This window comes from bacterium (assembly GCA_019912885.1).
Lineage (GTDB): Bacteria > Lernaellota > Lernaellaia > JACKCT01 > JACKCT01 > JAIOHV01.
On record JAIOHV010000229.1, the window covers coordinates 43,543 to 68,448 of the forward strand.

Below are 24,906 nucleotides of genomic sequence, written 5' to 3' on the forward strand. Positions count from 1 at the left end.
ATCAAGGCGCACGGCGGGCCGCGTGCCAAGGCGCGTATTGTAGATAGAGCCGCGCCGGTGTCAAGCAAATCCGCACCGATTCAAGGCGGGAATGACATGGGCTTTTCCCCGGGCATGTTTCGCCGCGCGTCGGGTTCGTCTCGCGGCGCGAGACGCGACGACGTTTCGCTCTTAGTCGAACGTTGCGTGTGTCGCGCGCGTTTTCTACGATCCGCGCCATGTTCGACAAAATTTTTCGCGGATGGGTTTGGCGCGCGGCGATCGCGATTGCGTGCGCTTTGATTCTCACCGTAATAGCCGGCGCGGCAATCGAGCGCGCGGTCGCCGAGGACGACAAGGGCGATTCGCCCCCCTCGTCCGAAGCGACCCCGACGCCGACGCCCACCCCTTCACCCGCTGCGTCACCCGCGCCGGCGGCGGAATCGACGCCGGCGCCCGATGCGACGCCGGTGGACGCAGAGGCCACGCCGGCCAAACCTCCCGACGATGGTCTGCCGCCGATCGAGGCGTATCTGAACATCCGCCGCGCGGTGGGGCCGACGTGGTCGCCCGACGGGCAGAGCCTCGTGTACCTCTCGAACGATACGGGCACCTATCAGGCGTGGAAGATCGCCGCGGACGGCGGAGAGCCCGTGCGTTTGACGCAGTTTGAAAACACGATCGGCTTCGTGGAATACCTGCCGAACGCGCGCCGCATCTTGTTCGGCATGGACGAAGGCGGCAACGAGCGCACGCAGATCTACATCATGAACGACGACGGCATGGACGTCGTTCGCCTGACCTCCGACGAAAACGTCATCCACACGCTCGGCGCGGTGGATCGCGACGGCAAGCGCATTGCCTACGCGAGCAACGCGCGCGACCAGCGCTACTTCGACGTGTACGTCATGGATCTCGCCACGCGCCAATCGCGCCTCGTGCTGCAGCAGGATGCGTACAACGAGGCAGCCGCGTTTTCGCCCGACGGAAAATTCGTCGTCGTGTCGACGTGGGAGTCGAACTTCAACAACAACCTCACGCTCGTCGAGATGCCGTCGCTCGCCGATCAGCTCCTGACTCCGCACTCCGGATGGGCGACGTACACCGACATCGCGTGGCCGCCGGGAGCGGACGCGTTCTATCTTATATCCAACCTCGGGCAGGATTGGTCGAAGGTCGCAACGCTCGAACCAAAGGAGCGCGAGCTCGCCTACAAGGGCACGGGCAAGTGGGATGCGCAGACGCTGGCGATCTCGCGCGACGGCTCGCGCCTCGCGTACACACTGAACGTCAATGGCCAATCGACGCTGGCGCTTGTCGATCTCAAGCAGGGCAAGCCGCTGCCCGTACCGGCGATCGAGGAGGGCATCATCGGCGGGCTCGAGTTTTCGCCGGACAGCAACAAGCTCGCGTTTCACTTCAGCTCTCCCACGCGAACGCACAACGTCTGGATCGCGGACCTGGCCGCGAACACCGCGGCGCCGCTGACCGACGCGAGCCTCGCGGGGATCGACCCGGCAACGTTCGTTTCCCCGCGCCAAGTTCGCTATCGCGGCCACGACGACCTTGTGATCCCGGCGTTCCTCTACGTTCCGCCCGGCGAGAGCGACGGCCCGCGCGGTGTCGTCGTGTACGCGCACGGCGGACCGGAGGCGCAGGAGCGGCCGGATTTTTCGGGGCTATTTCAATATCTGCTCTCGCGCGGCATCGCGATCTTCGCGCCGAACGTTCGCGGCAGCACGGGGTACGGCAAGACCTACGAACATCTGGACGACAAGCGCCTGCGCCGCAATTCCTTGCGCGACTACGCGGCGGGGGTGGAATTTCTGAAATCGGCTGGCGGGTTCGACGCGGAAAAAATCGGCATCTTCGGCGGCAGCTACGGCGGATACGTCGTGCTGGGGAGTCTTGCGGAATATCCCGAGTTATTCGCGTGCGGGGTTTCGGTTGTCGGGATTTCGAACTTCGTCACGTTCCTGGAGAACACCGGCGCATGGCGGCGAACGATCCGCGAGGCGGAATACGGGACGCTCGCCGAGGACCGCGAGTTCCTGGAATCGATCAGCCCGACAAACCAGGTCGATACCATGCGCGCGCCGCTCATGGTCATCCAGGGCGCGAACGATCCGCGCGTGCCGGCGAGCGAATCCGATCAGATGGTCGCCGCGCTGCGCGAGCGCGGGCGGGAAGTGTCCTATCTCCTCTATCCCGACGAGGGGCATGGCCTCGCCAAGCTGAAAAATCGCCTGGACGCTTACCCGAAGGTCGCGGATTTTCTACGGAAATGCGTCGCGGACCCGGCTGGAGCTCTGAAAACGGAATCGGATGTAGAAAAATCGTCGAATTCCGCCCCGGATGCGTCCACCCTGCCCTGATGTGCGGTCAAAAAACGGCTGTGATTTTGGTTAGATAGCTCATATTGCTAAATAGGACCATTGTGGTACAAATAAGCCAAGTCCAGTGGCTCCTTGAAAAAGGAGTCACGGACCCTTCCCTCCTTTGGACGTGTTGAATCGAAGTCCCTCCTTCTGAAAGACACGACCCAAGGTGACATCGCCAGGCCCCGGAAAACCGGGGCCCTTTTTTTGGGATTTTTCGGGATTTCGACGAAATCTTCGAGGCGATACCGTCGATGCGTGCCAGGAATCGAAACCGCCAACGCGCCCACAAAAGCAAACCCCGCAAACTTTCGTTCACGGGGTCGCTTTCTGCCGACGGGCCGTTTTAAGTCATGCCCAGGACCGGGCTATACAGCCTTCGCTGCAGTGAGCCACAGGACGCAGCATGTAACGCTTCATGGTGCTTTCCTCCTGTATTTGCGGCGTTGATCGCCGCAAGGCAATTTCAAGCAATTTAAGGACGCGTGTGGTCAATGTCAACCGATCCCGCCCGGTGCAAGGCGCGTTTCGCGCGGCCATCCGCGGCCGACCAAACACCGCGCCTCACGAGTTTTATCGTGTCAAATCGCGTAAAAATTTGCCGTCAGGGGGTTCACGGCCTGGCACGCGGCGGCGGCGTCTAGGAACGCGGCGCTTGTTTGGATATGATTGCTTCTCGTTTCTCCCGGAACTACGCAAGCATGTGTAAGGAATATCACGATGTTTCGCTGCGCCCCTGCCATTCTCGTCCTGTTTTTGCTGTTCGCCGCCCCGTTTGCCGCCGGCTGTTCCTGCGGCGACGATGACACCGGCGACGACGACCTGGGCGATGACGACACCGGCGACGACGACATGGACGACGACGATACCGACGACGACGACGTGGACGAAGACATGGACGATGACGACGCCGTTGACGACGATTCGGCCGACGATGACACCGATCCTCTCGATCGGGGAGGCCTGATCCCCGGCCCCGCCGATCCCGGTCACGATGCGGCGCTGGAGCTTTTGGCGGCGCGCTACGCGCAGCAGTTCCACGGGTTCATGACCGTACCGTTCGGCATGTCTCTCGAGGCCTATATCTCGGATCCGGACATGCGTGCCGAGATCGACGACTGGCTCGAAAACTCCGACCTCGACGAGACGTTCGAGGAATATTCCGGCATCCACCCGTTCGACAACGCCGACGCCTACGGCGAGCACGGCGACCTCGGCATGTTCGGCGGCATGGCGTCAATCGGCGACGTGTTCCGCTATGCGCTCGCGCGCGACCGCGGCGAGACGTTCGAGATCCCGATCGCCGAGTTGCGCCAGAACGTCATCGAGCTGATGGACGCGCTGCACGTGTGCGTCGAGATCACGGGAGAGCCGGGCGTGGTGGTGCGCGGCATCCGCAAGATCGCCGAACCCGGACCGTTGCAGACGACCGAGCCGCTGTTCGATATCAACGGCGATCCGTATCCGCCGAACAAGGACGACAACGTCTGGCGCGAGGACAATTCCGGCGCGCATCCCGACTTCATCTGGGAAGACAACACGAGCAAGGACCAGCTCGACGGGTACATCTTCTCGATGGGCGCGGTGTGGGACATCGTCGCGGACGATCCCGATATTCCGCAGGCGAAAAAGGACGCGCTTATCGCCGACGCGGCGGCCATCGGCGACATGCTGATGGAGGTCGCGCCGGAGACGGGGCTGGATCTGTCGATTCGCGACGCGGACGGCCGCCTGACGCAATTCCACGATATTCACCCACGCGACATGGGCTCGTTCGTCATCCCCGAATTTCTCGGCGTCGGCAACGGCTTCAACGCGCTGATGGCGCTTGGCATCGTCAAGACGATCGCGTTCATCACGGGCGAGGAGCGGTTCAGGGATTTCTTCGCGGAGATGATCGAGGATCGCGGGTTCCTTGACTACGTGGACCAGACGGTCTTTCTGACCAACAACGGACCGCTGACGAACTGGTCGAACGTCAACATGATGTTCGTGGCGATTTATCCGCTGCTGCGCTACGAGGCCGATCGCGATTTGCGCGCGTATTGGCAAAAGGTGATGGCCGACGATCTGTGGGGCAGCCGCTTTTCGGACTGGGCCGTGTCCAACTCGCATCAGGCGTTTTTCGGCTTGATCTGGGCGTCGTTCAAAAACGGGGCGACGGACGACGCGGAGGCCGATACAGCCGCGTACGATCTCGCGGGCTTCAAGACGCCGCCGTACTGGCACGCGCCCAAAATCGTGAACTGCGACGATGACGAGCTGGCCGCGGGCGAGTGCCTGGCGATCGACGGCACCACGATCATCACGCTTGCGGGTTACACGGATACGCACGGCGTCTTCCATGCGTATCCCACGCACACCGGCGATCCGATTTCAACGGACCCGCTGCCGCGCACGATCCGGCCGCCGAGTAACTTCGACTGGCGTTCGCCGCCGTATGACGTCAACGGCGGCGGCGGCGTGCGCCTGAATCCCGGCGGCGATTTCCACGGCGCATATTGGCTTGGCCGGTTTATGCGACGCTCGAACGACACCGCGATCAACGTCTCGCCGCGGGCGTGGTGAAAAACGCGCGCGAGGACGCGGCTTTCGCGCCGAAAACGCGCGCGGTCGTCGCGATCGCCGTCGTGCTCGGCGCGGTGGCGATGGCGCATCTGGTCGAGCGCGCGATCAACCGAAAATACAACGGCGACGAGTTGCAGCACGCGCACGCGGTGTATCGCGTCGCACAAGGTGATCTACCGTTCCGCGATTTTTTCGAGCACCACCCGCCCGCGCTTTACTACGCGTCCGTTCCGCTCTACGAAATTTTCGCGCGCGATCCGCGCACGATGACGGCGCTGCGTTTCCTGATGCTCGCGTGCGTCGCCGCGACATTCGCCGCGCTGTTTGCGACGGCGTATCGCACCACGCAATCCGTCGCGCTCGCCGGCGTCGCGGGCATCGCCTTTTTGTGGTGCACGGTCGTGCTCGACAAGGGCATCGAGTTTCGCCCCGACGGTCCGGCGACCGCGCTCATCGCGTGGGCGATTTATTTTCAGGCGACGAGCGGCGACACGCGACGGCGCTCGATCGTCGCGGCGCTTTTCTGGGGCCTGGCGCTGACGTTCACGCCCAAAGCCCTGTTCGCGTTTGCCGGCGCGACGCTGTTTGAGATCGCGCGGAACGCCTTTGGTAGACGCAATGATGCGTCCGTACCCGCTCCCTTATCCTTCGCTTCCGCTCAGGACAAGCTCACGCGGTTTCAAACGCGAGAGATAGCGGTCTGGTTTGTCGCGGCCGCCGTTCCCGCGCTGCCGTGGGCGGTCGGTTACGCGCTCGCCGAGCCGCGGTCGATCCCCGACCCGTGGTACGCGCCCGAGTTCGTGCGGGCGCTGCCCGGCGCGCTGCCCGCGATGGTCGATCGCCTGATCTTCTGGAACGCGAACTGGGCCAACACGTTCAGCCCGTTCGCGACGTTCGCGGACGTAGCGCGCGAAAATGCGGCGCTGGTTTTGTTTTCGATACTCGGCGTCGCGCTCGCGTTGCGCACCTTTGCGCAAACTCGCGTCGCCGGTCCGCCGCTGCTATTCGCGCTCGTGCTCGCGTGCGGCGGCGCGGGGGCGTTCGCCGTGCACGTTCCCTACGCGCAATACTGGCTGTTGCTCGTCCCCGCGGCGGCGCTCGCCGCGACGCACGCCATCCACATTCTCGTGACGCGAGCGAATCTCGCCTTCATCGCCCGGGCGTACGGCATCCCCGATCCGCCGGACGATCTTGAGTCCGCCTCCCCACGGATCGCGCAAGGACGACGGGGGACGGGGCTATTGGTCGGCGCGGCGCTGATCACGTCGCTCGGCATGGGCACGCTGGCGCGTCCGCTGCAAGGCCCGGCGGAATCGAACGCGAATCAGCGCGCGGCGATTTCGTTTTTTGTGAACGAGGTCGATCCGGCGTGGCCGGTGATGGGCGCGTGGACGGGCTGGGCCGCGTTCAATCCCACCGCGTCGTACTACCACTTCCTGCATCTGGAGGTGCGCAAGATGTTGCCGTTGCCGGTGCAACGGGACGGCGGGCTCGCGGCGCTATCGCGCGCCAGGCTCGTGATCCGCGACGAGGAATTCGATCGGCTGCCGCGCGAAGTGATCGAAACGCTCGAACGCGACTTCGTGCCGTTCACCGGGCCGATCTGGGCGTCACGGGACGTCGTTTCAAGGAAGAGACTGGAAGGCTGAAAGGCTGGAAGTCTGAAAGGTCATCTCGGGCCTGCGGTAGGCTTTATCGTCGATCTCTCTCCGCGCACTCCGCGCCTGGGCGTGAACCCTGTCAGCACGCGCAGCCGCTGTCGTGTTCGTCCACATCGTCGGGTTCGAGGTCCGGCGCGATGTCCTGGCCGTCATCGTCCGTGTCGTCGTCGTCATCGCTGCCGCGATCGAATGGCGGGGGGTCGGATACCGCGTCGCTCTTTGGCGTCGCCGTGATCGCGATATCGCGGAAGGCGTAGCCGCTTGCGTCACGCGCCACGACAATGCCGTGATACGTGCCCGCGTGCGCCGGCGTGAACGATAGCACGCCGCCGAAAACGTCCGCGCCGGGCATGCCGTAAACGTCGACCCGCGCGGCGCTCGACGCCTGGTATCGATACGTGGCGCCGACCTCCACAAACGCGCGTTCGGGCGCGCCGATCGCCGGCGCGACGAATTCGGTGGCTTCCGGCAGGCGGTCGATCAAAAAGAAGCGCAGCAAATCGACGACGAACAGGCTGAGCTGGTAGCGGTCGCCGATGGCCAGGCCCGCGAACAGGTTCGACACGTCGAGCAGCGCCGGGTCGGGCGCGCCGGCCAGGTGCGTTCCGTACCACGCGAGCAGGTACAGAAGCTGATAGCCCTCGTGCGTGAGCCGGTCGGCGGGATACCACAGATCATCCACAAGCGACGGGTCGAGCGCCGAATGGTGCAGGCGATTTTGCGCCGTCGCCATTGATGCCGCGTACGCGACAAGATCGCCGCCCGCCGCGATCGTCGAGTTCGGGTCGCCCGCGGACACCGCTTGTTTGAACGCCGCGACGTGCGCCTCCATGACGCCGTTCGATGGAAACGCCACGCCGCGCACGCCCGAACCGCCGTTGCCGTCGAACGCGAGCGCGAGGAATTGCAGAAGCTGTTCGTCGAACGCATGCGCGCCTTCCATCCCGGCGGCGCGCGCTCGCGCGAGGTTCGTGTCGTAGCCGTCCGGATCGCGCAGATTGTCCGCGTAGCTCGGCACGATGAGGCGATCGGCCGCGCCGAGGATCATGGGGTTCGCGACCAGGCCGCCGATCGCGTCCACGAGATCCGGCGCGCGGCCGGTGAGCGGCCGCAGGTACACCTTGGCGACGAAGGCATCGCCGCCATCGGTGGCATGCTCGTTGTCCCAGATGACCACCTCGCGCCCGACGCGCGCGTTTACGTCGGCGAGGTCCGCGGCGGCAAGCGTCTGGCTGAACGTTTCCGTGCCGGTCCACATCACGCCGATGTCCGGGTGCAGGGCGAAAAGCGTATCGAGATAATCGTCGCCGCCCGCCCAGCTCTCCTGGCGGTTTGTCGAATACACCGTCGGCACGACGAGCATCGCAACGCGCTCGCCGGCCATGTCCGAAAGCGTCAGCCGCAGCCAGTTCGCGAGGTCGGTGTGCTTTGCGCCAAGCGCGCCGTCGACCGGCTCGGCCAGGTCGAACTCGATGTCGTCGAGCAGCAGCGTGAAATGGCGAAAGCCCGCGTCGACGAACGGCGCGAGCTTGCCGATGAGCGTCGCGCGCTCGGCCTCGTCTTCCATCGCCATGTCTTTGCCGGGGCTGATGCCGAACGAAAACGTGACGCCGACGCGCTCGCCCAGCCGGTGCAGTTCCGCGAAACGCGCGATGTCCTCGTCCGGATACGGTGTGCGCCACTCGTCGCGATGCAGCGGATCGTTTTTCGGGCCGTAGATGTAGAGCCCAAGCCCCGCGCGTCCGAGCAGGCGCATCATCGCGCGGCGCTCGGAGTGCGTCCACGGCGTGCCGTAAAAGCCCTCGACGACGCCACTTTGCGCGAAAACCGGCTCGATGCGCCACGGGATCTCCACGCGCGTCGTGCGGCTTTCCGTTCCGTCGGCGCGCAGTGTCACGATGACGGCTTCCGCGTTCGCGAAATCCGGCAGCGGGCCGTCCCACGTCTCGCGCGCGGGAAATTCGTCGATGAGATTTTCCGGCGTCGGCGCGTCGCCGAAATCCGTGTAATGAACGCGCACGATCTGCGGCGCGTTCGCGCTATCGGCAAGCGTGAAGGCGAGATGCAGCGCGCCGTCCGTTTCGGTGACGACGACGCTTCGCGCCGAGGCGGGCGGCACGCCAAGCTCACGCGCGAACACGCGCAGCCTCACGAGCGCGGCGGGGCCGGCGTCGTACATCGTCAGCGTGACGCACCTGGCAACCTTGCCGGCGCCAAAAACGATGTCGTCATTCGGCGCGACGATGACCTCGTCGTTCGCGAGCGCGCCGCAATACGAAAACGCTCGCGCCTGGATGCCGCCGCCCGGCGGAGGGTTCCAGTCCATCTCCACGCGATCGGGCACGAAGCCGTCCGGCAGGAGCGGCGCGAAATCAAGCGTCAGCGTGACGCGCCCCTGGCGAGCGGGCTTCCACGACGTGTCGCCGCGCTCGTCGCGGATGGTGTACGCCGCGTCCTCGCGCTCGTTCGGCCAGAAGCCGAGGAAGGTTTCGTGCGTGCGGTCGGCGACGATGCGGGCGTAAGGCGCCAGGTCGATCGGTTCCGATGACGCGGGCGTCGCCGCAAGAAGCATCGCGAACAACGCGGCGACAACACCCGTCGCGCTTCGCAAATTCAGCAACCGCATCCGCATCCTCCGTCATCGTCGTCGTCATCGTCATTCCAACAATCGGGACAGCCATCCCAAGCGTAGTCGTCATCGTCTGCGTTCCCGCTATCGTCGTCGCCCATGTCATCATCAGTCGTATCGTCATCCACGTCGTCATCCGGCGGCATCGGCCCCAGGCCGCCGAACGCGCGGTAGGGTGCGTACGCCGCGGCGAGCGCATTGGCCGCGGGCTTCCACGTCGTGCGATCCATGTGGATGAGGCCCATCGACTGAAGGGGCGTGGCAAAAAATTCCGGCAGGCCATTTTTCGTAAACCAGTTGAACGCCGTCCACCAGCTCGTGCCCGCGAGGATTCCATCGGGGTTCACCTCGCCCTCCTCGGTCAACGCGGCGATCTCGGCAAACGCCACCCACGTGTCGTCGAAGACATCCTTCTGCTTTTGCGCCTCGGAGTCGTCGGCCTCCGACCAGTAGCCGAACTCGGTCGCCACCATCGGCACGTCGGGGAAACGCGCCTGGTGTTCGGCGACGAACGCCAGCGTGTCGGCGTACGGATCGTCGTCGTAGAAAACGCCGTAGTACATCGTCCATCCGGCGAGATCGAGATCGTTCACCGTTGCCGCGAGGATCTGCCAGCCCAGGTCCGCGGCCGGCGACTGGCTGACGATGCGGCCATCGTCGTACGCCGCGTGATCGTCGATGAGCGACGCGTTGTAGTCGCGGATCTGCGGCGTGAACACGAATGGGCACTCGTTCATCGTACCCCACACGAGGATCGACGGGCGCGAAAGGCCCATGAACACCATCTCGCGGAACATCTGTTGCGGCACGCGGCGATACGTCTGATAGCCCCAGTTCCAGCCCATCATCCAGTACACCGGCAGCTCGGTCCAAACCGCCAGGCCCATGCGATCGGTGAGCAGGTACGTGTACGGATGATTGGGGTAGTGGCCCGTGCGCAGGAAGATCGCGTTGAGATCGAGGATGACGTCGAGGTCGTCGCGGATGCGTTCAAACGTCGCGGTGCGGCCGGTGTCCGGCCACTCCTCGTGCCGCGCCACGCCGGGGAAAAACGCGACGCGATCGTTCACGAACATCTTGCCCTCGCGCGCGTCCACGGTACGCACGCCGAACTGGTTGTGGCGTTCGTCGGCGAGCGCGCCGTCGATCTCGAGCGTCGAACGCAGCACATAAAGATTCGGTTCGTTCGGGGTCCATAGCGCGACATCCTCGATTCGCGGAACCAGATGCACGACGCGGACGCCACCCGGTGGAATCGTCACGAATGTCGCGGCGCCGCCCGACAACACCGCCGCCTCGCCCGCGATCGCCGAAGCGCGCGGATCGCCAAGCCATGCGCCGCCTGTGCGATCGGCGATGAGCGCCTCGATGCCCACCCGCGCATCGACGGCGTTGGCGCCGCTATTCGCGACGACGATGCGCACGTCGATCAAACCGCGCCGGCCGACCGGCCGCACGTCGGCACGGACGATGTGAACGGCGGGCAGCGATTCGAGGTAGATGTCTTGCAACACGCCCGTATAGCTCCACCAGTCCATCAGAAACCACGCGGGGATGGCGTCCTGGCGCGCGCCGGGAAACGGCTTGTCGATGCGGATCGCAAATACGATCTGCTCGCCCGGCACGACGTGCGGTGTCACGTCGAACGCGAACGGCAGATCGCCGCCTTCGTGCACGCCGGCCCATTCTCCGTTCACCCACAGATCCGTGATGTAGTTCGCGCCCAGGCACACGAGACGCACCACCTCGTCGAAGTCCGCGGGCACGTCGATCGCGCGGCGATACCAAACACCGCCGTGGTAGCCCTCGGGGATGCCGGACTCGTCTCCCGCGAGATCGCCCTCGTGGCCCGGTAGTTCGCGCGTCGCCCACGCGGAGTCGTCGTAGTCCGATTCGAATCGGCCGGCTGCTTCGGCTTCGAGCGCGGCGATACCGTCCGCGTCGCGCGCGCCGAACGAGATGTCATGATCCAGATCGACGCGCTCGCGTTTCCACGTACCGGAAAGGTCGAGCGTATCGTGATCCTGCGGATCGAAATCGGGCAGCGGCACGCCCGATTGAAACGGCACGGGGAAGCCGTCGATCCATTCGATGGAAAACGTCGGCGCCAGGTCGCCTGGCGCGCTCGCAAGGGCCGGCGCGGGAAGGCCGACCGCAAGCCATAACGTCGCCATCACACGCGCCCGAATGCATTTCATGGCCGGCATGATATCAGACTCCAACTATTTGGAAGCACCGAGAAGCGCGAGATTCTCGCGGGCGGGCGCGAAGTTCGGATCGACCCAGATCGCGTGCTCGAACGCCTTGCGCGCCCCGGCCGGATCGCCGGTGCGAAGGCGCGCGACGCCGAGATTCGTCCAGGTCGAGGCGTCCCACGCCCCGTAGATCACCGCGCGCTCCAGGTGCGCGCGCCCCGCGCCGACGTTATCCGCCTCGAGCGCGAACAGCCCAAGCAGCGCGTGGCAGCTTCCGTTTTTTTCGTCGGTATCGACGCACGCCCTCGCCGCCTCGATCGAGGCTTCGCGCGCGCCGGCCTGCCGCGCGACCGTGGCGAGCATGAACAGGTTGTGCGTGTCGGCAACGTCGGCCACGGCGCGGCGCGCCTCGGAAAGCGCTTGCACGAGCGTGGCCTCGCCGGCGCCGCGAAGGCCATACATCGGCTCCCACGGTTTGAGCGTGCGAAACGCGCGCTCGCTCAGATCGGCGGTGGCCGGTTCGACGTGCGCCAGCACGATCGCGCGCCGGTCGATCCACACAAGCTCCCAGTGCGGCGCGTCGACGATCTCGCGCTCGATCGCCATCAGGGGCTTGGGTTCGTATGGGCCCTTGTTCGCCAAAAGCGCGACAGGGATGCCTTTGGCGGCCAGCCACTCTGGAAACTTTTCGCGCGGCAACAATTCGAATAGGTGCCGCTGCGCCTCGAATCGGGTGTCCCAAAACGCCGACAGGCGCGGCCAGGCGCGCCACTCGACGTACCCGCCGAACGCGATGTCGTTGTACAGGCGCAGGTCGGCGGCCTCGCGTTCGAGAAATGTCACCGCGTCGCAAGGCAGGCGCGAGCAATCGATCCCCGCGCCCCATGCCGGCAGCGTGCGATGGGCGTGCACGAACCCCGCGGCGAGCACGGCGGCCGACAACACCGGCACGAGTCGCTGGCGCGAGATACGCTCGACGATACCCGCGAACGGCCGGTCCGCGAGAACCTCGAAATAAAGCGGCACGGCGACGACGGCGAAATCGCCGACGAAACGCACCGTCTTTAACGCCACCAGGCCGAAAACCCAAAACGCGGCAAGCGAAAACCACCGGCCGCGCCGGATCGCGAACGGCGTCGCGATCGCGCCGGCCGCGAGCATCCCGAAGAATTCCGGATGCAGCGCGAAACTCGTGGCGACCTCCTCATCCGTCGCGACGAGCTTGTTGTACTGCGTGAGGTTGTACCAGAGCCGCGCGTAGTTGAAGCCCGGATGCATCGTCGAAAACACCGAAACGACCGCGACGAGCAGAAACGTGCCGAGAAGCACGCGCGTTTTCATCGTGAGCGCCCGCGCGCGTCCATCCGCGATCGCCGAGATCGCGAACGCGAGCCCCGAAAGAAAAACCCCAAGCGCGACGAGCGGATGGCTGTTCGCCCACACCGCGCCCAACAGCGGCAACGCCGCGAAGACGCGGAAGTCGGCATCCTTTTGGCGCATCGCGCGCACGAGAAAAAACATGAACGCCGCGAGCATCAGGTACGTAATCATGAAGGGGCGGATCTGGAGCCGAAACCGGATGACCAAAAACGACGCGACGAGAATCGGCGCGACGATCGCCGGCGCCAGGCCAACGGACCGCCCAAGCCGCCAGAGGAACGCGTAGATGCCGACAAAGACAAGCGACTGAAAAAGGATGAGGCCGGTAACGTTGACGGAATCCAGGCGCGAGAGGCCATAAAGCACGATCTCGATCAACCAGTCGTGATGCTTGATGACGCGGCCGTCGTTCGTGTGCGTCACGACGCTGGGGAACGCCAGCTCGCCGCGCTCGAGAATCTGCTCGCCCGTCTTGACGTGCCAGAACAGGTCGTAATCGTGCACCTTCAGGAACGTGACGAACAAAAGCGCGCCGAAAAAAATCGCGGCGAGATATTCGGACGAAAGGCGCACGGTCGCGGGCGCGCGCGCCACGTCGCCGGTTGCGTTGGGAGGTTGAGCGTTCATGCGTTTGAAACGGCGCCAAGTGTAGTAGGCTCGGCTCGTGCGCATCAAGGTCGATTTGCACAACCACACGAATTTCAGCTTCGACGGCGAGATGAACCCGCGCCGCTTTGTCGAGGTCTACACACGCCTTGGATTCGGCGCGGTGGCGGTGACCGATCACAACACGCGCCTTGGCGCGCTGGCGGTCGCCGAGCTCGATCCGCCGTTTCGCGTCATCGTTTCGTGCGAGGTAAAATCGCGCGAGGGCGAGATCATCGGACTGTTTCTCGACCGCGACATCCCCCGGGGGCTGTCCGCGATCGACACCGCGAAGGCGATCCACGACGCGGGCGGGCTGACGCTTTTGCCGCACCCGATGATCGATGTGGTGCCGACGCGCATCGATCCGCGCGTGCTGCCCGCGGTGCTCGAACACATCGACATCATCGAGTGCGTCAACGCGCGTAACGCCGATCCCGCGTTTGACCGCGACGCGGCGCTTGTCGCGAACGCTTACGGCAAGGCGCGCGGCGCGGGGTCGGACGCACATGCGATAAGCGGCGCGGGCACGGGATACGTGCTGATGGAGCCGTTTGACGGACCGGCGGATTTTCTCGAAAAGCTCCATCGCGGCACGATCGTCGCGCGCAAGCGCGAGGCCATGGCGCGCTCGCTTGTCAACTTCGCTTACGGCAACACGCTCGGGCAGATCCGCGTCGGGCGGATGATCCGCGCGCACAGGCGCGGCGTGCCGCTACGTCGCCTTTGGGATCGGCGCGCCCCGCTCGGCGACAAGACGCCGGGCGTTTGAGGCCAGATCCCCGAACCGTTCGGTCCAGAAATCGGGCGGCGGCGCGGCGACGCGCACCTCGCGCCCGCCGACCGGATGGCCGAACGCGACGATCGCCGCATGAAGCGCGATCGCTCCGCCAAGCCCGCCGGGGCCGCCGTATTTCGTATCGCCGACAATCGGCGCACCGATGTGCGCGAGCTGCGCGCGAATCTGGTGGCTGCGTCCGGTGCCAAGGCGGACGGCGACAAGCGTCCGCGCGCCGTGCGTCGCGATGGTTTCGTAACGCAGTGTCGCTTCCTTCGCGCCGGGCTCGTTTGCGCCGACGACGCGGCTGACGTTCGTGAGGCGATCTTTCTTGAGGTAGTGCGTCAACGCCCCCTCGCCCGGCGAACCCGCGACAACGGCAAGGTAGATCTTCTCGACCCACCCCTCGCGAAACGCGGCCGACAGGCGCGCGGCGGCTTTGCCCGTTTTGGCGACGACCACGAGCCCCGACGCGGGTCTGTCGATGCGATGCACCGCTGTCGCGTAGACGTTGCCCGGCTTGTCGTAGGTACGTTTCAGGTAGTCGCGCGCGAAATCAACGAGGCACGCGTCGCCGGTGCGATCGCCCTGCACCGGCAGGCCGGGCGGTTTGTCGAAAACGATAACGTGGTTGTCTTCGTATGCGACGCGCGGCTCGCCGAACGACGCGCCGTGCGTTCGACCGGGGCGCATCAATACGGGGGCGGCGGCGGCAGCAGCGCGTGCAACAGATTCACGAAGCCGCGCAGGTCGTCGCGGAATCCCGTCGGCGTGGAGTCCTCAAACCAGCCCGCCAGATCGATCGTGACGTTCGGCAGGATCGCCGGCATTCCGAGCGACGACAGCACGCCGTTGACGTAAGCCAGCGGGAACGGCGTATCGACGCCGGGCTGCGTGTCGTCGCCCGTGCGGTCGAGGAGGCTATCGGCGAGGCCCTTGAACATCACCTCGAACGCGAGCGCGGATCCCATGCCCGCCTCGTCGAGTTCGCCGAAGAACGGGATATCGAAATGGTCGAACGCATCGAACACGAAATTTCCGTTGACGTCGATGTACCGGATGATGTCGCCGGCTTGATCGTCGGTCTCCGAGCGTACGATGTCGAACGTGTCGCCCGCGTTGCGAAAGCCAAGGCCAAGCTCGATCTGCGACAACTCAAAGGCGGCCTGCCCGTCCGTGTCGCGCGTCAGGAAGTCGGGGAACGCGGGGTCGTTGAGGATTTCGTAGAGGATATCGACCACGATGGAGATGATTTCGCCGACGTCGTAGCTGCCCCAGTTGATCTCCGCGAGGCCGAAAATGTAGGACAAGTCGAGATCGAAATCGAGCACGGTGATAAGGCGGATGAGCCCGCCGAATCCGCCGGTGAAGCCCATGACCGCGGCGATCTCGGATTGATCCCAGTCGTCGCCGCCGGGCGAGACGACCGTTTCGAAGTCGAAGATGATCGGCATTTCGGCCAGCTCGAACGAGAGGCACTCCGCTTCCTGAAGCTGCGGGCCGAGCTGAAAAACGTCCTCGGTGAACTGAAGGACCAGCCCGTCGAACGCCGCGTCCAGAACCGCGTCGATCACCGATTGCAGACTGTCGGACGCGGCTTTGGTCGGCGGCTCGTGGAAGCCCATGAACGAGTTGATGTACGTGACGATCACGTCGATCGTGGAGGCTTCCATGAGGAAGCCGGCGAGCACCAGACCGTAGGCCGCGTCCGCGTCGGAGGAGTCGTCCGCGAGCGCCTGAACGAACTCGGCGTGCGCAAGACCCGCCGCCCCTGCTTCGAGGTACGTGATGCCAAGCAGGGTGTGCTCGTTCGTGGACGGCGCCGGTTCCTCGCAGCCCGCATCGTCATCCGCGTCGTCGTCGTTGGCGTCGTCGTCGAAATCGTCGTCCATGTCGAAATCGTCGTCCGCGTCGTCGTCGCCTTGCGTATCGTCATCGGCGTCGTCATCGCCGGAGGAGGAATCGTCGTCGTCGTCATCGCCGCACGAGCAGCCGGCGGCGAAAGCGAACGCGAATACCACGAGAAACACGAAGACGAAGCGAGACGATTTCATGGACCCCTCCCGGATGCGCGCCATGGTGGCAAATTCGCGCACGCCTGACAACGCAAACGCGGCGGCCGGGTAGCCGCCGCGTTTTGGATTTCGGATTCTCGATCGCGGAATTCGGACCGCGGACCCAACAGCGCCCGCGCGGTTTGTCACCCTGAGCGAAGCGAAGGGCCTACAATCGTGCCGGCGCGGGGCGAGATCCTTCGCTTCGCTCAGGATGACAGCCCCCTACGAATGGCCGACCGCTGATAGCCGATCGCCGATGACCGATCGCTGACGGCCGATCGCTGATGGCCGATCTCCGTTGGCCGATCGCTGATGGCCGACCGCTGAACGCTGGCCTAGCTCCCGCAGCAGCCGCCCGTGACCTGTCCCTCGGGCCAGCCGGCGCCTTCCTCTTCCTCTTCGGTACCGATGTTCGGATCGAGGTCCGACTCGTCGTCGTCATCGGTGAGGTCGGGGGTATCGTCTTCGTCCTCCTCCGAGAGGCAGGATTTGGTCGCCTCGTCGCAGATCGTGCCTTCCGCGCAGGGGTTGCCGGAATGCGCGCAATCCTGGTCCTTGAAGGAGCACGACTCCTCGCCGTTGCAGAACAGGCCGTCGTCCTCGCAAAGGGGCGCCTCGCCCTCGACGCAATGATAGTTCACGCACGTTTCGGCGCCCGTGCACCAGTCGTGGTCGTCGCAGTGCTCATCGATGACGCATTCCTGGATGGCGTCGGTGGAGATGTCGTCGATCAGCCAGTTGTTGCCGGTGCCGGAAACCATGACGTACGCCATGCCCGGCGCTTCCACGCGCAGCGTGTCGAGCCGGCCGGTGCCGAGGTTGTCATAAATCCCGACTTCCTGATCGAGCACCGTCCCCAACTCGTCGTAGGCGGTCAGCGTGATGCCGGAACTGACGGAGTAGCCAAGCTCGAAATACGTCGCATAGGACTGCGTGAAGCTAATGACGCCGTTGCCCTGATCGGTGCCGAGCCACGCGAAGAAATTGCCGTTCGAAAAGAACTGCGTCGGGATGGGATAGAGGTCGGTGACCGCGCCGTTGGGATAGCTGCCGTTGTAGTCGTTGGTGCGCCAGTCGCCGTAGAGCCAGTCGTAGCCGGCGGTGTTCGTGAACTGCAAGCCCGTGATCGTGCTGAAGATCTTGCCGCCGTCCCAGCCGTTTTCGAAATCGATGAATCCGGCGTTTGCCGGCAGCGCGGCGATTAGGCCCGCGCAAAGGGCAAGCAAAGCCAGCCCGAAAATCAAAAGGCGTTTCATGTTCCTGTCCTTCCGGCCCCGTAGGCTACAATAGCGTGACAGCATAGCCGGAAACCGATCCCAAAAGCCACCGTGCGAACGGATTTGCGTCAGGCGATCGTCACGAGACGGAGGACGGATGAGCCGCGGCGATCAGAGCGGCGAACAGAGCCGCGAACATGAGTGATCGGCCGCCCCGTTTTTGCCGTGAGCCGGCGATCGGAACGAATAGGTGACTGTCCCCATTTTCCCCCATTTTCCCCATTTTCCATCGTGGCCGGCGATCGGAAAGAATAGGTGACTGTCCCCTTTTTCCCGGATCGATGGCAAGCGCTTCGTCCGCGCTTTTCGCGTCGTTTCGCACCACCACGACGTCCGCGCCCAGCGTCCCGAGCGCCTGCACGAGGTTGTAGGTAAACGAGTCGTAGTTGTCGATCACCAGAACGCGCATCGAAAAGCCCCTCGCTCCGCGCCGCCTGCCCCAAGCAACCGAAGGCGTCCGGCGCGGCGTCCGAATCGGACACGCGGTATGCCTAAAACGAAACGCACGGGGCCGCAAGGGCGCAGCGCGCCGGCCGCGGCGACCCCGCTCGCGGTCGGCGACTCGCACCGCGGGCGCGGGGGGTTCTCTCCGATCGAGTAAGCGGATAGAATGCGTCAAATTTGCAAGGGGGAATGTGAGCGTGGTACGCGAATTAACAGCGGAGCGAGGCCCAGCACCACTAGGCCAAGGTCAGTTTTTTGCGCGGAATGGGGAATCTAGCAGGCACCTGTCACGGTTTTTTTACGATGAATAAATTAATTTTGGCAGCAATTTGCCTTGTAGCTGGCGGCTGCGAACTATATCATCCGGCACCGCAGATCAAGCCAGAAGACCGGACCGCGAAAGCTGAGTCGGCAATAAATTCAATTGATAATAACATTGAACAAATGAAAGCTCAGAACAGAGATAAGCTTGACATCTTGTCCTATAAATGCGAAATGGATTCTTATATATACAATAATTACCATCTTCGATATGACTTTACGGCGTGCCACGAATTAAAGCTACAAAAAGAACGCGATCTAAAATCACTACAACGGGAGCAATATCGAAAAAGAATAGGGACAGACGATAGCGAGGAAAATCCCGAAAAAGCACTAAAATATTTTTGCCACAATTTTGAACAATTGCTGCTTGCAGAAATCAAGCTATATGGATCCATGGAAGATACCAAAAAAATTATGCCGCTATCAAAGCACCTACAGAATCAGCGCAATATCACTGAATTTCAAGCGCAAAGAAATGTCTACGTCAAAGCAACACGGGGATCGCTTGCGAAATATTATAAACTTGGCGGAACTATTAATATTAAAAAAGAATTCGAGAAAGGGCAAGATGGCATAACGCTGGCGTGTCCAACTATTTCTCCGCATATATTCGGATATATTAGCAGATATAACTTAATGCTAAAGTTCAAATAATTTAAGGCAAAAAAAACGGAAAAAAACGGGGACAGTCACCTATTTTCCCCCTCTTTAATCGTGCAATTGTTGTCCAAAAAGAATGGCGAGACGTCGTCGTGGCGGGTTGTCTTTGTCTTTCGTTTGCGACTTGCTTCATAAACGTGTCTCCCGGACCTTAAAAAGGGCGTCTCCGCTTCGGCGTTCCTGGCCGGTCATCCCGCCTCCACGCTCGCCGAATCCTCGATCACGAGATCGAGACGCAGGTCGTTCGTGTGCGCCTCCCGCGGATTCCACGTGCCCGCGCCGTCCGTTGGATTGAACGGGCCGTTCGCGTCGTCGTCGTTCGTCTCGTTCCAGTCTTCCGGCTGCACATTCACCTCGGCGTTTTCGCCCGTGCACGTTATACCACGCATCGTTACGTTGCCGGTATAGGGCGCCGTCGTGTTCTTTTTCCGGTGGATCGTTGTCACGTCCGCGACCGGGCCGGTGATGAGGTCGACGCCCGCCTCAGAATGGGCGGCGTCTGCGCGTGAAGCGATCATGGTGCATCGTCCGCGGTTGCCAGCGGAGTTGGTTTCGGCCCGCAGATTCCCGCCGGGTCCGGAATGTTTCGGTTTTCGAGCACGTAGAAATGGCCCACCGTGGCGGCTTGTTTGAAGTTTTCGTACAGAAAGCGGCGCACGATGGGCGCGGCGTTCGCGAGGCGCCGGGCGTCGCCCTCGATGGAATCGTCGATGTAGGCCACGACGCGCGGCGGATTTTGGCGAAGGCGCTCGATGACGCGGTCCTGGCTCTCGACGCTGTCGGCATAAAAGACGAGCGACGGATAGCCCGTCGGGTCGCGCCGGCCGGAAAGGAAATAGAGCAGCGGTTGATTGGTCGGCGCGAACAGGCGATCGCATTCGCCGCCGAGCGCGTTGATCTCGGTGAGCAGGTCGCGCAATTCGATGGCCTCGTGCTCGAACAGGCGCAGCGTGTCGCGCCCGATGCGCACCGACCTCGCGCGTGCGAAGCGGTTCGAGACGGCGCCGGTGTAGGGATCGGCCGGGTGGTGCGTGACCGCGGCCGCAAACGGCAGGACCGACGCGAAAACGAGCGCCGCCACAAGGCTGGTCGAAAGCGGCCAGCGGGGATTTGGCGCCAGATGATCGCGCAGCGCCTGAAGGACGATGGCCGAAAGCAGCACGGCAAACGGCGCGGCCTGCAGCGCGTGGGAGATGTCGGGCTTGACGCGGATCGGGTGCGCCGCGGCGAGGCACACAAGCGCGACGACGGCGTGGCCGGCGAGGCGGGCGCGGGTGTATTTCGAAGCAGGTGAGGACACCTGCGGTCCCGGGGAGGAGCCCGTCGACCCGGCGAGATCGCGTGGTTTTTGGGGGTTGGTTGGCCCGGCGGTTTTTTCTTTCGAAGAAGGCCGGACGCCTGCGCTCCCGGAGGACAACGTCGCATTCGAAGCGGGCGGGACGCCTGCGCTCCCAGCGAAAAGCAGGTGCGCGGCCATCGCGGCGAGAGCGACGATCGGCCACCACAGCAGCAGCGCATCCAGGCGGCGCGGGCCGGTGACGGCGGTCCACGGCGCGGGCATGCGCGGCTCCTCAATGGCGAGATTCTTTTGCACCTCGTCGGCGAATTGCGCGAGCGCCGGGGATATCGTGCCGGTCGCCGCGTGGAAAGCGATCGGCAGCGCGAAGGCGAGCGCCAGGGACGCCAGCGCGCCGATGAAGGCGTATTTCGCGAGTGCGTGTTCACCTCGCCGACGCACGAGCCACGAGGCGAGCATCGCGCCCCCGGCGGCCGCCGCGCCGATATCCAGGCGCAAGAGCGTCGCGCCGAAGACCACGGCGGCAAGCACGAGGGCGCCGCGCCGCGCGGGCGACGTGACGAATCCGTGTCCGGCCAGCGCGGCGGCGAGCATGCCGAGCACCCAGAACGCCTTGTGCGCGGGTCCGGGAGCGAGCAGAAACGCGACGGGCGGCGCAAGCGCAAAAAGCGGCGACACGGCGCGCAGCGCCAGCCGATGCAGCGCGATCGTCGCCGCCGCCTGGACGCCGATCCAGATCAGGTGCAGCGCGGTCAACGATACGCCCGTGACCGACAACAACGCCGCGAGCGCGTAATAACGGACCAGGCCGTAGGAGTTGATGGCGAAATCGCGCGCGGGGATCTCGCCGCGCAAGATGCGTTCGACGTAGTAGAGGACCTCGCCTTCGTCGAACCACACGAGTCCGCGGTTGAGCACCAAAAGACGCAGGACGACGCACCCGGCGGCAAGCGCGCCGGTGACGTGCCACGTGCCGGCCGCCCGCGCGATCGAACCGGCGCTCGCGGTCACCGCGCCCGGCTCCTCAGGTTTTTCCGGATTGTTCCGTTCATTCGGATATTCCCAATCATAGCGCGCCAAGACGCCGACCGTCAGGCTCCCGGCCGCGTCCCGGACAATAATCCCAGGGCATGCCAACGTCGGCTTTTCTGGCCGGATTCTCGCGTCTGCCGCCTTTTCGGCATGCCGATCGGCGCCTTGAACCGGCGCCGCAAACGCGTCCCGCGGGACAAAACGTTTGTCATTGGCGGGAGAATTCGCTTATCGTCGGCCCGTTCTCTTTGGTGGTGGCGATTACTTGTCGCGAATTTTTTCGAGCCGTTTCTCCCTTTTTGCCGGCGTGGTCGTCGTGGCCGTCGTCACGATTGCGGCGATCCTGGCGATCCGCAATTACCGCCCGCCGGGACCGGAATTCGTCCGGGGCACGGTCGAGGTTTTACCGAAAACCGTCCGCGTCGGTTCACGCGTCACCTGGACGATCGACGTGCGTCTCGACAAGCCCCTCCTCGAGGACGGCCGCGTGGTCGTTCGATTTCCCCACTACTACTTCGGCGCCCAGACCCCGCGCGAGCTTTACCAGGCCGAGAATCCGGAAGAGCCCGGTTATGTGACGGCGTCGCTGGGGAAGACCCCCCTGCCCGTTTTTATCGAGTCCACCGAATTTGCGCGCCGCGCGGTGGTGGTCACCGCGCCGAAGGAGGGCATTCCCGCCGGCCGCTCGATCCGGTTTGTCATCAACGATATCGAGGCGCCCCGCGTGGTTCGGGATGACTTCTCCTTTCGCGTGTTGGCCGATACGGATGCCGACGATTACCACGGCATCATCAGTACCGTCAGCAAGGTCCGTGTTCGCGCGGCCGAGCCCGAGCGCCTTGCGTGCGTCGCGGATACGTTTGTCCCGCGCGACGCCGTGCCGGCGGTGGGATGCCGGCTCGAAGACCTTTGGGGCAATCCCGCGGGCAAGATCGACGAATTGACCATCCTGAGCCGCAGCCATCCGGAAACGGCGGGAACGATCAAGACGATCGCGAAACCGAAGACCGAAACCGCGACCATCCGGATTCCGATCGCGAAGGCGCCGGATCCCGGCGTGTGGCGGCATTTCGTCAGCGCGCGCTCTGGCGACATCGATTTTCAGGCGCGGCCTAATCCGACGTTCGTTTCCGACAATCCCGCCGCGCGCCGCGTCGTGTGGGGCGATATTCACGGGCACAGCGCGCTCGACGACGGGGTCGGCAGCCCGGAAAACTACTATCGGTACGCGCGCGACGTGTCCTTTCTCGATGTTGCGTCGCTGACGACGCACGATTGGCAACTGGAGCCCGGAGAATGGACGAAACAACTCGCGGCGACGCGGCGGTTCCACGAGCCGGGTCGCTTCGTGACGGTCGACGGAGTCGAGATCAATTGGCGCGGCCACGAGATCGCGTACTTTTTCGACGCGAAACGCGCCGAAAACGTGCCGGTGGGCCGCGAAGGCGGCGCGCACACGATGTGGGAAGAGGACTACGCCGGCATGGCTACGAGCGAAATGATGGTAAGTTACGAAAAAATGCTCGAGTTCTACGGCATGGATAACCTGGTCACGGCGGCACACTCGACGCTGGCCGCGGGGATGGGAACCGAGACGCTGCGGCCCAGCCTGCCGGCGGAGTTGGCGATCGAGGTTTACTCCGCGCACGGCAATAACATGTGCCGGGAATGCCCGCTGGCGCCCGCGTCCACCCCATTCGCGATTTCGGTGCATGACGCGCTCGACGCCGGAATGCGCGTGGCATTCATCGCGGCGGGCGATTCGCACGACGGGCGGCCGGGCAACACGCAATTTTCCGCATCGCCGGGCGGACTGACCGCTTTCGCGGTCGACACCGTCGACGCGCGCGGCGTGTACGAGGCGATGCGCGATCGGCGCACCTACGCCACGAGCGGCTGCCGCGTACACCTCGAGTTCACTTTGAACAAACAGCCGATGGGCAGCGTCGTCGCGATGGCCGCCCGAATGCCGCGCGTTCTGCGCTTCCGGATGGTGTCGAACGACGCGAAAACGGAGATCGCGCTCGTCCGCAATGGCGAAACCGTGGTAACGGTCGACGAATACATGCCGGGCACGCGATGGACATTCACGGATCGGAACGAGGGCGACGCGTGGTATTACGTTCGCGCCAGGGCAAATAACGGAACCTGCCACGTCTGGACAAGCCCGATCTGGCTTGAGGAGGCATCGTAGCCTGTCAGATTCGCGGAAAAATTCCTTCCAGTTCGTCCTTGCGCTCGCGGTTCATCAGGAGGCGCGCCTCCTCGAACAGGTCGGCGTCTTCGTACAACACGCGATAAACGGCCGCGCTGATCGGCATGTCCACGCCATGTTTTTGCGCGAGCTGATAAACCGGCCGCGCGGTCACGTAGCCCTCGGCGACGGCGGCCTGGCCCGCGACGATATCCGCCGCGCGCTCGCCCGCCGCGATGCGTTTGCCGAGCGTGCGGTTTCGCGACAGCTCACCCGTGCAGGTAAGGATGAGATCGCCGACGCCCGCGAGGCCAAGGAAGGTCAGCGGATTCGCGCCAAGCGCGACGCCCATGCGCGTCATCTCCGCGAGGCCCCGTGTCATCAGCGCCGCGACGGCGGAGGCGCCCATACCGAGGCCGTCGCACACGCCGCACGCGATCGCGAGAACGTTTTTCAGCGAGCCGCCTAGCTCGACGCCCGCGATATCGTCGGAGGTGTATACGCGAAAAAGCGCGGAGTGCAGTACCGCCTGCACCTCGCGCGCGACGCCGATATCCCGCGCGGCGAGCGCCACGTCCGCGGGCTTGCCGCGCGCGACCTCCTTGGCGAACGAGGGACCGGAAAGGAAAGTCAGCCGTCCGCGGTGATCGGGCAGTTCGTCCTCGAGCACCTCGTGCATGAATTTCAGCGTCTCGTTCTCGATGCCCTTGGCGGTCGAGACGATCGAAACACCCGCCGGCAGGTGATCGCGCGCGGCGCGCGCCACCTTGCGCATGTGCGCCGACGGCACGGCAAGAATCACGAGTCGCGCGCCGGATAACGCCTCACCCATGTCATTCGTGAATGCCAGCTCGTCGGGCAGCGGCACGCCGGGCAGGTAGATTTCGTTCTCGTGCGTCGCAGCGACCGATTCCGGAAGGCCTTTATCGAACGCCCACACGCGCACCTCATGCCCCAGGCGCGACAGATACGCGCCAAGACAGGTTCCGAACGCGCCCGCGCCGACGATGCCGATACGCACGTTGGCCTCCCTAGTCCGCGCTCGTGAGAAGGCCGTAGCGGCGCGCCATCCAGTAGGCGTGCAGATAGTCCGCGCCCGAATCGACGACGGACTCCACGCCGCGCGAAACGTGCAGCGGGCCGTCCTTCCACAGATGTGACGACGTGCCGAAGCGGAAATACGGTTGCGCGTACAATCCCTGGTGCCGGCCGCCGTCGGCCCAGTCGAATTTCCAGAACAGCGACGGCAACGGCGACGCGCACCAGTCGGGATTGATGCGGAAGTCCATCGCAAACGCCTGGCGCGGGTATGGCACCTCGCGCATGCCCCAAAGCGCTTCCTCGAAGATATCGCCGTACCCCGGCGGCGGATCGCCGAACGCATACGCCGCGATCGGGTAGAGCACGA

The 24,906-nt window shown here is 64.2% G+C and carries 16 protein-coding genes; 6 read left to right on the plus strand and 10 right to left on the minus strand.

Features of this window, described 5'->3' with window-relative positions; genetic code table 11:
- Positions 1-218 precede the first annotated feature (218 nt).
- The 3 genes from K8I61_20445 (at position 219) to K8I61_20455 (ending at position 6,574) form a co-directional block, all read left to right on the plus strand.
- Positions 219-2,354 (plus strand): S9 family peptidase, encoded by a 2,136-nt coding sequence (locus K8I61_20445; protein ID MBZ0274413.1) that lies wholly within the window; start codon positions 219-221, stop codon positions 2,352-2,354.
- Between the two features lie 723 nt (positions 2,355-3,077).
- A complete protein-coding gene (locus tag K8I61_20450; protein MBZ0274414.1) occupies positions 3,078-4,925 on the plus strand; it encodes a hypothetical protein in 1,848 nt (615 codons plus the stop codon).
- Positions 4,922-6,574, plus strand: coding sequence for a hypothetical protein (locus K8I61_20455; protein MBZ0274415.1), 1,653 nt, complete (start codon positions 4,922-4,924; stop codon positions 6,572-6,574). Before K8I61_20450 ends, K8I61_20455 begins: the two co-directional genes overlap by 4 nt.
- Positions 6,575-6,665: 91 nt before the next feature.
- On the opposite strand, the gene K8I61_20460 is transcribed toward K8I61_20455, so the two are convergent.
- The 3 genes from K8I61_20460 to K8I61_20470 are packed head-to-tail and all read right to left on the minus strand — an operon-like array spanning position 6,666 to position 13,417.
- Entirely contained in the window at positions 6,666-9,212 is a 2,547-nt protein-coding gene (locus K8I61_20460) for a beta-N-acetylglucosaminidase domain-containing protein (GenBank protein MBZ0274416.1), read from the minus strand.
- Positions 9,200-11,422, minus strand: coding sequence for a hypothetical protein (locus tag K8I61_20465; protein ID MBZ0274417.1), 2,223 nt, complete (start codon positions 11,420-11,422; stop codon positions 9,200-9,202). The genes K8I61_20460 and K8I61_20465 overlap by 13 nt, the downstream gene beginning before the upstream one ends.
- A gap of 15 nt (positions 11,423-11,437) precedes the next feature.
- Positions 11,438-13,417, minus strand: a complete 1,980-nt coding sequence (locus K8I61_20470) for a hypothetical protein (GenBank protein ID MBZ0274418.1) — start codon at positions 13,415-13,417, stop codon at positions 11,438-11,440.
- Positions 13,418-13,454: 37 nt separating this feature from the next.
- Here K8I61_20470 and K8I61_20475 point away from each other — a divergent pair, with 37 nt between their 5' ends.
- Positions 13,455-14,207: a PHP domain-containing protein gene (locus K8I61_20475; protein ID MBZ0274419.1), complete on the plus strand. Its 753-nt coding sequence runs from the start codon at positions 13,455-13,457 to the stop codon at positions 14,205-14,207.
- Here K8I61_20475 and K8I61_20480 read toward each other — a convergent pair.
- From K8I61_20480 to K8I61_20495, 4 genes are all read right to left on the minus strand, one after another.
- Complete coding sequence (locus K8I61_20480) at positions 14,151-14,906, minus strand: RluA family pseudouridine synthase (GenBank protein ID MBZ0274420.1); 756 nt, start codon at positions 14,904-14,906, stop codon at positions 14,151-14,153. The genes K8I61_20475 and K8I61_20480 overlap by 57 nt on opposite strands.
- A complete protein-coding gene (locus K8I61_20485) occupies positions 14,906-16,267 on the minus strand; it encodes a hypothetical protein (GenBank protein MBZ0274421.1) in 1,362 nt (453 codons plus the stop codon). The genes K8I61_20480 and K8I61_20485 overlap by 1 nt, the downstream gene beginning before the upstream one ends.
- 338 nt (positions 16,268-16,605) lie before the next feature.
- Positions 16,606-17,526 (minus strand): hypothetical protein, encoded by a 921-nt coding sequence (locus K8I61_20490; protein MBZ0274422.1) that lies wholly within the window; start codon positions 17,524-17,526, stop codon positions 16,606-16,608.
- A 100-nt stretch (positions 17,527-17,626) separates the two neighbouring features.
- Positions 17,627-17,956 (minus strand): hypothetical protein, encoded by a 330-nt coding sequence (locus K8I61_20495; protein ID MBZ0274423.1) that lies wholly within the window; start codon positions 17,954-17,956, stop codon positions 17,627-17,629.
- Positions 17,957-18,294: 338 nt separating this feature from the next.
- On the opposite strand from K8I61_20495, the gene K8I61_20500 reads away from it, so the two are divergent.
- Positions 18,295-18,969, plus strand: coding sequence for a hypothetical protein (locus K8I61_20500; GenBank protein MBZ0274424.1), 675 nt, complete (start codon positions 18,295-18,297; stop codon positions 18,967-18,969).
- Positions 18,970-19,163: 194 nt separating this feature from the next.
- On the opposite strand, the gene K8I61_20505 is transcribed toward K8I61_20500, so the two are convergent.
- Together K8I61_20505 and K8I61_20510 are read right to left on the minus strand one after the other, a co-directional pair.
- Positions 19,164-19,493, minus strand: a complete 330-nt coding sequence (locus K8I61_20505; protein MBZ0274425.1) for a hypothetical protein — start codon at positions 19,491-19,493, stop codon at positions 19,164-19,166.
- A complete protein-coding gene (locus tag K8I61_20510; protein ID MBZ0274426.1) occupies positions 19,490-21,283 on the minus strand; it encodes a hypothetical protein in 1,794 nt (597 codons plus the stop codon). The genes K8I61_20505 and K8I61_20510 overlap by 4 nt, the downstream gene beginning before the upstream one ends.
- A 286-nt stretch (positions 21,284-21,569) precedes the next feature.
- On the opposite strand from K8I61_20510, the gene K8I61_20515 reads away from it, so the two are divergent.
- A complete protein-coding gene (locus tag K8I61_20515) occupies positions 21,570-23,498 on the plus strand; it encodes a hypothetical protein (GenBank protein ID MBZ0274427.1) in 1,929 nt (642 codons plus the stop codon).
- Positions 23,499-23,502: 4 nt separating this feature from the next.
- On the opposite strand, the gene K8I61_20520 is transcribed toward K8I61_20515, so the two are convergent.
- On the minus strand, positions 23,503-24,882 hold the full coding sequence (locus tag K8I61_20520) for an NAD(P)-dependent glycerol-3-phosphate dehydrogenase (protein ID MBZ0274428.1): 1,380 nt from the start codon (positions 24,880-24,882) through the stop codon (positions 23,503-23,505).
- Positions 24,883-24,906: the final 24 nt, after the last annotated feature.

What these genes read in the sequence shown, in the direction of transcription:
- K8I61_20450 (MBZ0274414.1), top strand. Translation starts at nt 3,078, where the DNA reads ATGTTTCGCTGCGCCCCTGCCATTCTCGTCCTGTTTTTGCTGTTCGCC.
- K8I61_20445 (MBZ0274413.1), top strand. Translation starts at nt 219, where the DNA reads ATGTTCGACAAAATTTTTCGCGGATGGGTTTGGCGCGCGGCGATCGCG.
- K8I61_20485 (MBZ0274421.1), bottom strand. Translation starts at nt 16,267, where the DNA reads ATGAAATCGTCTCGCTTCGTCTTCGTGTTTCTCGTGGTATTCGCGTTC.
- K8I61_20520 (MBZ0274428.1), bottom strand. Translation starts at nt 24,882, where the DNA reads ATGCGTTCGGCGATCCGCCGCCGGGGTACGGCGATATCTTCGAGGAAG.
- K8I61_20505 (MBZ0274425.1), bottom strand. Translation starts at nt 19,493, where the DNA reads ATGATCGCTTCACGCGCAGACGCCGCCCATTCTGAGGCGGGCGTCGAC.
- K8I61_20465 (MBZ0274417.1), bottom strand. Translation starts at nt 11,422, where the DNA reads ATGCCGGCCATGAAATGCATTCGGGCGCGTGTGATGGCGACGTTATGG.
- K8I61_20495 (MBZ0274423.1), bottom strand. Translation starts at nt 17,956, where the DNA reads ATGCGCGTTCTGGTGATCGACAACTACGACTCGTTTACCTACAACCTC.
- K8I61_20480 (MBZ0274420.1), bottom strand. Translation starts at nt 14,906, where the DNA reads ATGCGCCCCGGTCGAACGCACGGCGCGTCGTTCGGCGAGCCGCGCGTC.
- K8I61_20490 (MBZ0274422.1), bottom strand. Translation starts at nt 17,526, where the DNA reads ATGAAACGCCTTTTGATTTTCGGGCTGGCTTTGCTTGCCCTTTGCGCG.
- K8I61_20500 (MBZ0274424.1), top strand. Translation starts at nt 18,295, where the DNA reads ATGAATAAATTAATTTTGGCAGCAATTTGCCTTGTAGCTGGCGGCTGC.
- K8I61_20470 (MBZ0274418.1), bottom strand. Translation starts at nt 13,417, where the DNA reads ATGAACGCTCAACCTCCCAACGCAACCGGCGACGTGGCGCGCGCGCCC.
- K8I61_20460 (MBZ0274416.1), bottom strand. Translation starts at nt 9,212, where the DNA reads ATGCGGTTGCTGAATTTGCGAAGCGCGACGGGTGTTGTCGCCGCGTTG.